This is a genomic window from Corynebacterium callunae (genome assembly GCF_046592015.1).
GTDB classification, from domain to species: Bacteria; Actinomycetota; Actinomycetes; order Mycobacteriales; family Mycobacteriaceae; genus Corynebacterium; species Corynebacterium callunae_A.
Genome location: NZ_JAWVOB010000014.1, coordinates 24,924 through 32,557, shown reverse-complemented (window position 1 = coordinate 32,557; position 7,634 = coordinate 24,924). Strand labels below are relative to the sequence as shown.

The following is a 7,634-nucleotide window of genomic DNA, read 5'->3' as shown; positions in this document are numbered from 1 at the left end:
GCCCAACGCTGCTGCAGAATACGGCGAGGTTGGTATCCGCGTAAACGCTGTGGGACCGGGACACATCAACACCCCACTACTGCAGAACCTGCCTGAAGAGCACTACAACGCACTAGCTGGCAAGCATGCTCTCGGTCGCCTGGGTGAAACCCCTGAGGTTGTAGCACTGGTTAACTTCCTGCTCTCTGAAGATGGTTCCTTCATCACCGACTCTTACCACCTGGTCGACGGCGGCTACACCGCAGTCTAAGAGGTTCTAAAATTCACAGGCTCTAGGTTTGGTCTCCCCGACCACCTAGGGCCTTTGCCTTTTGATGGTTTGTAGACGACCTCACGCTTCGTGTTCTCCCGGGGAGAAAGATAGACTAACCCTTGATGTCTGACGCCGAAACCCCACAAGAGCCCACACCGAGCGAACCGCTAAACGCCGCTACGGTGGAATTACTAAATGCAGCAGTTGAGTCCCTCGGCGGCGCTCGCAGAGCAGGCCAGGAAGCCATGGCTCAAGCTGTAACCAAGGCTTTTGAAAACAAGCGTCACTTGGCGGTCCAAGCAGGTACCGGTACCGGTAAATCTTTGGCTTATTTGGTGCCTTCGATGCGCCACGCTCAAAAAACTGACTCCACCGTCATTGTCTCCACTGCAACCATTGCACTACAGCGCCAATTGGTGCATAGGGATCTTCCCCGCTTGGCAGATGCCTTGGAGCCTTTGATGGAACGACGCCCCACCTTCGCCATCATGAAGGGGCGCTCCAATTATTTATGTATGAATAAAGTTGCCCGCCAAGAGGAGCTTTCACAGGAAGATGCCCTTATTCCAGAAGAGGATATCTCCTGGTTGGGTAAGCACATTGTGCGCCTTAATGAGTGGGCCAATGAAACTGAAACCGGCGACCGCGATGATCTAGATCCCGGCGTTCCAGAGCTTGCCTGGAAACAAGTCAGCGTGACGGCCAGGGAATGCATCGGGGCCAGTAGGTGCCCGCATGGCGAGGACTGCTTCGCCGAGGTGGCTCGTCGAAAAGCAAAAGAAGCTGATGTGGTGGTGACAAACCACGCGCTCTTGGCCATTGATGCGCTCTCGGATGTATCGGTTCTCCCCGACCACGAGGTGGTGGTGATCGATGAGGCACATGAGCTCGACGGCCGAATTACTGCCGTTGCATCTGCGGAAATCACGGTAAATTCGCTCAACCTCGCAGCTCGACGCGCCAGCAAATTGGACTCTGAAAAGCGCGAGGAAAAGGTCAATGAACTGGCTGGCGATTTGGAATTGCTGCTGCAAAGTATGCAGCCAGGCCGCTGGAATGACATGGATGAGGGATCAAAGGGAACCCTCGTTGCACTGAAGGACGCGCTGTGGAGTTTGCGGGCCCAAATTGCTAGCCCACCTGAAGGCGAGGCTGCCAATGATCCTGAGCGTTTTGCTGAGCGTCAAAACTTAAGCAATCACCTCATGGAAATTCATGATGCTATCGTGCGAATCCTCGAAGTTTTTGATGAGGAAGACGCCGCCAAACAACTTGATGTGGTGTGGCATAACCATGATGAACGCCGCGGAGATTCCCTCAATGTTGCGCCACTTTCGGTGGCTGGTTTGCTGCATGAAAAGCTCTTTGCCACAAATACCGTGGTGTTGGCTAGTGCCACGTTGACAATTGGCGGCAACTTTAATGCCATGGCTGCTAGCTGGGGTTTGCCAAAGGGCACCTGGGATAGTTTGGATGCTGGCACGCCTTTTGATCCCGCGCGCTCGGGAATTCTCTATACCGCAAAGCACCTACCCGATCCGGGCCGGGACGGCTTGCCGCAGGAAACCCTGGATGAGATTTATGAACTCATTATGGCTGCTGGTGGTCGCACGCTCGGACTCTTTTCTTCCCGGCGCGCGGCGGAACAAGCAACAAAGGCTATGCGGGCACGTTTGCCTTTTGATGTTTTGTGCCAAGGTGATGACAATACGGCAGCCTTGGTGAAGAAATTCTCCGATAGTGAAAACACCTGTCTTTTTGGCACGCTGACGCTGTGGCAGGGTGTGGACGTACCCGGCAAATCCCTCTCCTTGGTGCTTATTGACCGCATTCCATTCCCGCGCCCTGATGATCCCCTTTTGCAGGCTCGTAAAGAAGCTGCCGATGCAGAAGGTCGCAATGGTTTTATGGAAGTTGCCGCCACCCACGCTGCGCTATTAATGGCTCAGGGTGCGGGCCGATTGCTGCGCCATGTGGGCGATCGTGGCGTGGTAGCGGTGCTGGATCACCGCTTGGTTACCAAGCGTTATGGCAGTTTCCTGCGCTCTTCCATGCCCCGTTTTTGGGAGACCACCAAACCAAATGTGGTGCGCGAAGCCCTCAAACGTCTGGTTTCCCAATAAGACAAAGACAACAGCGCAGTAGCTACCGCCAGGTAGCTACTGCGCTGTTTTCCGCAGCCATCAAACTGCCATCAAGCAGACTTCACGCAGGCTTCATGCTGCCCTGCGCCACGGCTAGATGCACTAGATACGGCGTGCGATTGGACCACCGATTGCCATTTGCAGTGCATAGGCATAAAGCAAGAAGGTCAATGGAGTGGTGATCAACATACCAACAACGATCATGCTTCCGAGGGCATTCAAAGCAATAGCTGCCACAAAAACCAAGATTGCACTACCCCAGTTTTGGGACACTGCCTTCCAGCTTGCCGAAAATGCCTCACCAACACCCGCACCATTGATATGGAAAGCGGCAGGGACGACAAAAATAAGCAAGAAAGAAACTACCAGGCCGGGGAGGAAGAAAAGCATCATGCCAATAGTGACCAGGATTCCATAGGCCACATAGACCAAGAATGGGATCAAGAGGCCTTGAACGCTAAAGAAGCTGGCGAAGGTAATAACCTCACCGCGCACAACTTTGAGGGCATTGCGGTAACAATTGAGAGTCCAAATAATACCCAACACACCCAGCACGATCATGGCGATTACGCCCACCAGGCCAATCGCGCCGAAGATACCAGTTGAAACTGCAGAGCTGGAACTGCCGGTAGCGAAAATGGCGCCCATCAAAGGCACCATAAAAATGACCATGGCCAGGATTACAGCGGCCAGGAACAGCAAAGCGGAGAGAACCCACGCCACCCAGCTTTCAACAAAACCCTTCCAAGCCTGGCTAAAAACATCGCCAATATCGAAGGTTGACCACTGCACTTCTTGGAAGCGTGGCTGCGGTCCTCCAACTGGTGCGGCCAGTGGCGCACCTAGTGGATCGGCACCAAAGCCCCCGAAATTGTTTCCGGTCTGGCCATAGGGCTGTCCGTAGGGCTGTCCGTAGGGATCACCGAAAGACTGGCCATTAGGCTGAGCGGAATTCTGTCCAGAATTTTGACCGCTGGGCCACTGCTGGGCGCCGTCGTCTTGGCCTGGATATTTTGAGCTATATGGATCAGTCACAATTCCTCCTAGAATGGGCTGGCACTTAGGTCAGACTTTACAAGCTAGGAGGCAGGGGCACAGCGTACGTTATGGAATTGCAACAACCGTAACGGTATTGGGGGCGACCTCAGTAAACCCACCATCTCTAACCGGAACGGCACCGGGAGCACTTAAAAATTCAGCAAACTCCGCAGCCGAGACCTCACGCACATGCAGCTTGAAATCCTCTCGCGCCCAAGCTTCCACCCACTCATAAGGCTGGTGTGCAGCCAACAACATGGAAGCATGCCCGACCTGCGCAGCAGCCTTACCCAAGGTCATTTCCAAAGAACCGTCCACATAAATTACCGGTGCATCATCAACAATCTCTTTGGGATGATCAAGTGGCAATTCAGTACCAGAAATCTGCAATTTCCGAATGTCGGCCGGAACCTCACTGACCGCACTGGGCAAAAATGCACGCACCTGTGCCCCATCATCATCGACGGTCACACCGGTTAATTCCTGCACCTTTTCCCACGCAGTATTGCGCGCCCGCCTGGCCACCTTACGAATCAAATGGCCATACCAATTTTCCAAGCCCGCGCGAAACTCGGGGACAGTTGCCACTCGATCATCAAGACATAGCTTGACGACGGCGCGAGCCGCAGCTTCCAGTACATCAGTCCGGCGCGGGGCATCCTGCTTGGGGATGTGCAGGGCAATTTGCATTGCCTGCACAGTTGCCGGGTCATTGGGGTCTTCCCCGTGCGGGCCGTCGCCGGCGCGCTCCGACAATAATGTGTGAGCGATGCGCAGGGGTTCGTCGAAAAGCGATTCTTTAGGCATTGTTGGGCAATGGGACGCGGTGGAAGGTTCCATCCTCCAGGTCGGCGAGGTCAATTTCATCGCGGGAAATGCCCATGATGTGCAAAACCTCATCCAGGAATGGGTGGTTCACGGAGGTGTCAGCGATTTCCTTTAGCGCAGGCTTGGCGTTGAAAGCGATGCCCAGGCCAGCAGCGGAGAGCATATCGATGTCATTGGCGCCGTCACCAACTGCAACAGTTTGGTGCATCTTAAGGCCAGAATCTGCTGCGAACTCAGCGAGGAACTCAGCCTTAGCAGCGCGGTCAACAATCTTGCCGATGACATTGCCGGTGAGCTTGCCATCCACAATTTCGAGGGTGTTGGCGCGCACATAGTCCAGGTCGAGCTCTGCTGCGAGGCCTTCCAAAACCTGGATGAAGCCACCGGAAACCACAGCAGTCTTATACCCCATGCGGTTGAGGGTACGGATGGTGGTACGAGCACCTGGGGTGAGTTCAATGGCTGCTGCAACTTCATCAATAACAGAAGCATCAAGTCCGGCCAAAGCCTTGACGCGCTCGCGCAAGGACTCTTCAAAATCGAGCTCGCCGCGCATTGCGCGTTCGGTAACAGCTGCAACTTCTGCTTCCTTGCCAGCATATGCTGCCAGCATCTCGATAACCTCGCCGGTAATCAAGGTGGAATCGCAGTCGAAGCAGACCAAGCGCTTGGAACGGCGCAACAGACCGGAACGCTCAATGGCGATATCAACGTTGAGCTCAGAGGTTAGGGCAGCCAGTGCCTTACGGATCTTCTGGGCGCCGCCGGGGCTAGTATCCGGAACGGTGATCTTGAGTTCGAGGCCGGTTACTGGGTAATCCGAAAGTCCACGAATGGTATCGATATTGGCATCATAATCAGCCAGGGTTTGACCAATGCGGGAAATATCAAAAGCATTAACAGGATCACCCAGAACCACCACAACGTGGGAAGAACGAGGGCGGGAAGACTGGACGGTGTCCTGAAGTTCAACGAGGACCGACTGGCCATGCACCTTGAGAGTATCGGTCAGGCCGGTGGTGACGGTTTCCACCTTGGCTGGTGCGATTCCCACAAAGGCAGCCAGGTTCAGGAAGCCACGGAACATGGATTGCTCCACATCCAGAACCTGTACTTGGTTCGCGGAGAGGACTCGGAAGAAAGCGGCGGTAACGCCGGGGCGGTCCCTTCCGCTGACCGTAATTACTGCCGGAAGGTAGCCTTCGCGCAATGCAACATGCTGGCCGGCCTCCAGCTCAGCGATTTCTTGGGATTGATTCTGGATGAGTTCAGTCACGGCAAGAATTATCTCACGTTCACGGGCAGAACACGACTCTGGGTGTCTTCTTACACTTCAAAACCACCACGAGGAACAATTTATTTGAATGGCCTAAGCATTGAAGTGGACCACCACTCTCCTAATCTCTTTGAGCAAGGAGGAAGAATATCATCACGCCTTGACGGGAAATCCATTGAAATTGGCCGCTAAATAAAAACCTCGACCCCGTGGAGAATTCCACGGGGTCGAGGTAGTCAGAAGAGCTTAAGAAGTTTAATCCACCTGAGCTGGGGTAGGAGTCTGAGTGATTTCAGCTCGCTCATCGTGCTTAGTGGTGTGAGCCTCTGCACGCATCCGTTCAATCATGTGAGGGTAGTGCAGCTCGAACGCTGGGCGCTCGGAGCGGATACGAGGCAGGGAGGTGAAGTTGTGGCGAGGAGGAGGGCAGGAGGTTGCCCACTCCAGAGAGTTGCCATAACCCCATGGATCATCAACGGTAACGAGCTCACCGTAACGCCAGGACTTGAATACGTTCCATACGAATGGAATGACAGACAGGCCGAGGAGGAAGGAGAAGACCGTGGAGATCTGGTTGTAGATGGTGAAGCCATCGGAATCAAGGTAGTCAGCGTAACGACGTGGCATACCCATGTTGCCCACCCAGTGCTGGATGAGGAAGGTGCCGTGGAAGCCAATGAAGGTGAGCCAGAAGTGAATCTTGCCCATACGCTCGTCGAGCATGCGGCCGGTCATCTTGGGGAACCAGTAGTAAACGCCTGCACAGGATGCGAACACCACGGTACCGAAGAGGGTGTAGTGGAAGTGCGCGATCAAGAAGTAGGAGTCAGACAGGTGGAAGTCCAATGGAGGGGAAGCCAGCATAATACCGGTCAGACCACCGAAGAGGAAGGTGGCCATGAAGCCAACAGACCAGATCATTGGGGTCTCCCATGAGATGTGGCCCTTCCACATGGTACCTACCCAGTTGAAGAACTTAACACCGGTAGGAACGGAGATGAGGAATGTCATGAAGGAGAAGAATGGCAGCAAAACTGCGCCGGTCACGAACATGTGGTGAGCCCACACAGCCATGGACAGTGCACCGATGGACAAGGTTGCGAAAACGAGGCCAACGTAGCCGAACATTGGCTTACGGGAGAACACAGGAACGATCTCGGAAACAATGCCGAAGAATGGCAGTGCCAGGACGTAAACCTCAGGGTGTCCGAAGAACCAGAAGAGGTGCTGCCACAGGAGGGAACCACCGTTAGCTGGATCATAAAGGTGTCCACCGAGCTTGCGGTCGTAGAGCACGCCCAGAGCTGCAGCGAGCAGCAGTGGGAAGATCAGCAGTGCCAACACGGAAACAACGAAGATGTTCCAGGTGAAGATTGGCAGGCGGAACATGGTCATACCTGGTGCACGCAGACACAGGATGGTGGTCATCATGTTGATTGCGGAAGCAACGGAACCAATACCGGTTGCGCCAACGCCGATGATCCACATGTCAGAGCCAAGGCCTGGGGAGTGAATTGCATCAGACAGTGGGGAGTACATGGTCCAGCCGAAGTCTGCCGCACCACCAGGGGTAAGGAAGCCAGTCAGCATTGCGACACCACCGACGGTGGTGATCCAGAAACCAAAGGCGTTTAGACGTGGGAATGCCACGTCAGGTGCGCCAATTTGCAGCGGCAAGATGTAGTTAGCGAAACCCCACACGATTGGAGTTCCGTAGAGCAGCAGCATCACGGTGCCGTGCATGGTGAAAAGCTGGTTGAACTGCTCGTTGGACAGGAACTGCAAACCTGGGGTGAAGAGCTCGGCCCTAATGAGCAAAGCCATCAAACCACCAAGGAAGAAGAAGCTGAAGGACATAATGATGTACATAATGCCCAGCTGCTTGTGGTCCGTGGTGGTCAACATCATCCACATTTTGCTGCCCTTGCGGGCATGTCCTGTCGGCTCGGGCCTCTGTGGGGCGACGTGTCCGTCGACCCTAGGCGCCACAGCGGTCATAGGTTCCTCCTGACTACGGGACGATCCCTTCGGATTTAAATCGTCCTTTAACAACACTGCCTGATCTTATGCGACAAGCAGGATCCGATGCCAACCC

General features: G+C 54.5%; 6 protein-coding genes. 2 read left to right on the top strand and 4 right to left on the bottom strand.

All coding sequences use genetic code 11. The features are described 5' to 3' along the window. On the top strand, positions 1 to 250 hold a 250-nt coding region (locus SFC07_RS12950; RefSeq protein ID WP_411208728.1), incomplete at its 5' end, for an SDR family NAD(P)-dependent oxidoreductase. Positions 251 to 375: 125 nt separating this feature from the next. Next, the gene (locus SFC07_RS12945) at positions 376 to 2,376 is read left to right on the top strand and encodes an ATP-dependent DNA helicase (protein WP_411208727.1); all 2,001 of its coding nucleotides are present in this window, start codon (positions 376 to 378) and stop codon (positions 2,374 to 2,376) included. A gap of 123 nt (positions 2,377 to 2,499) precedes the next feature. Here SFC07_RS12945 and SFC07_RS12940 read toward each other — a convergent pair whose 3' ends face one another. From SFC07_RS12940 to ctaD, 4 genes are all read right to left on the bottom strand, one after another. Continuing rightward, entirely contained in the window at positions 2,500 to 3,432 is a 933-nt protein-coding gene (locus SFC07_RS12940; RefSeq protein ID WP_411208726.1) for a hypothetical protein, read from the bottom strand. Positions 3,433 to 3,501: 69 nt separating this feature from the next. Continuing rightward, the gene (locus SFC07_RS12935; protein WP_411208725.1) at positions 3,502 to 4,242 is read right to left on the bottom strand and encodes a peptidyl-tRNA hydrolase; all 741 of its coding nucleotides are present in this window, start codon (positions 4,240 to 4,242) and stop codon (positions 3,502 to 3,504) included. After that, positions 4,235 to 5,539 carry a phosphoserine phosphatase SerB gene (gene serB / locus SFC07_RS12930; RefSeq protein ID WP_411208724.1) on the bottom strand — a complete coding sequence of 435 codons (1,305 nt, stop codon included), beginning with the start codon at positions 5,537 to 5,539 and terminating at the stop codon, positions 4,235 to 4,237. Before serB ends, SFC07_RS12935 begins: the two co-directional genes overlap by 8 nt. A 255-nt stretch (positions 5,540 to 5,794) precedes the next feature. Beyond that, positions 5,795 to 7,537, bottom strand: a complete 1,743-nt coding sequence (gene ctaD, locus SFC07_RS12925; protein WP_411208723.1) for a cytochrome c oxidase subunit I — start codon at positions 7,535 to 7,537, stop codon at positions 5,795 to 5,797. Between the last annotated feature and the right edge of the window lie 97 nt (positions 7,538 to 7,634).

What these genes read in the sequence shown, in the direction of transcription:
- SFC07_RS12945 (WP_411208727.1), top strand. Translation starts at nt 376, where the DNA reads ATGTCTGACGCCGAAACCCCACAAGAGCCCACACCGAGCGAACCGCTA.
- SFC07_RS12935 (WP_411208725.1), bottom strand. Translation starts at nt 4,242, where the DNA reads ATGCCTAAAGAATCGCTTTTCGACGAACCCCTGCGCATCGCTCACACA.
- ctaD (WP_411208723.1), bottom strand. Translation starts at nt 7,537, where the DNA reads ATGACCGCTGTGGCGCCTAGGGTCGACGGACACGTCGCCCCACAGAGG.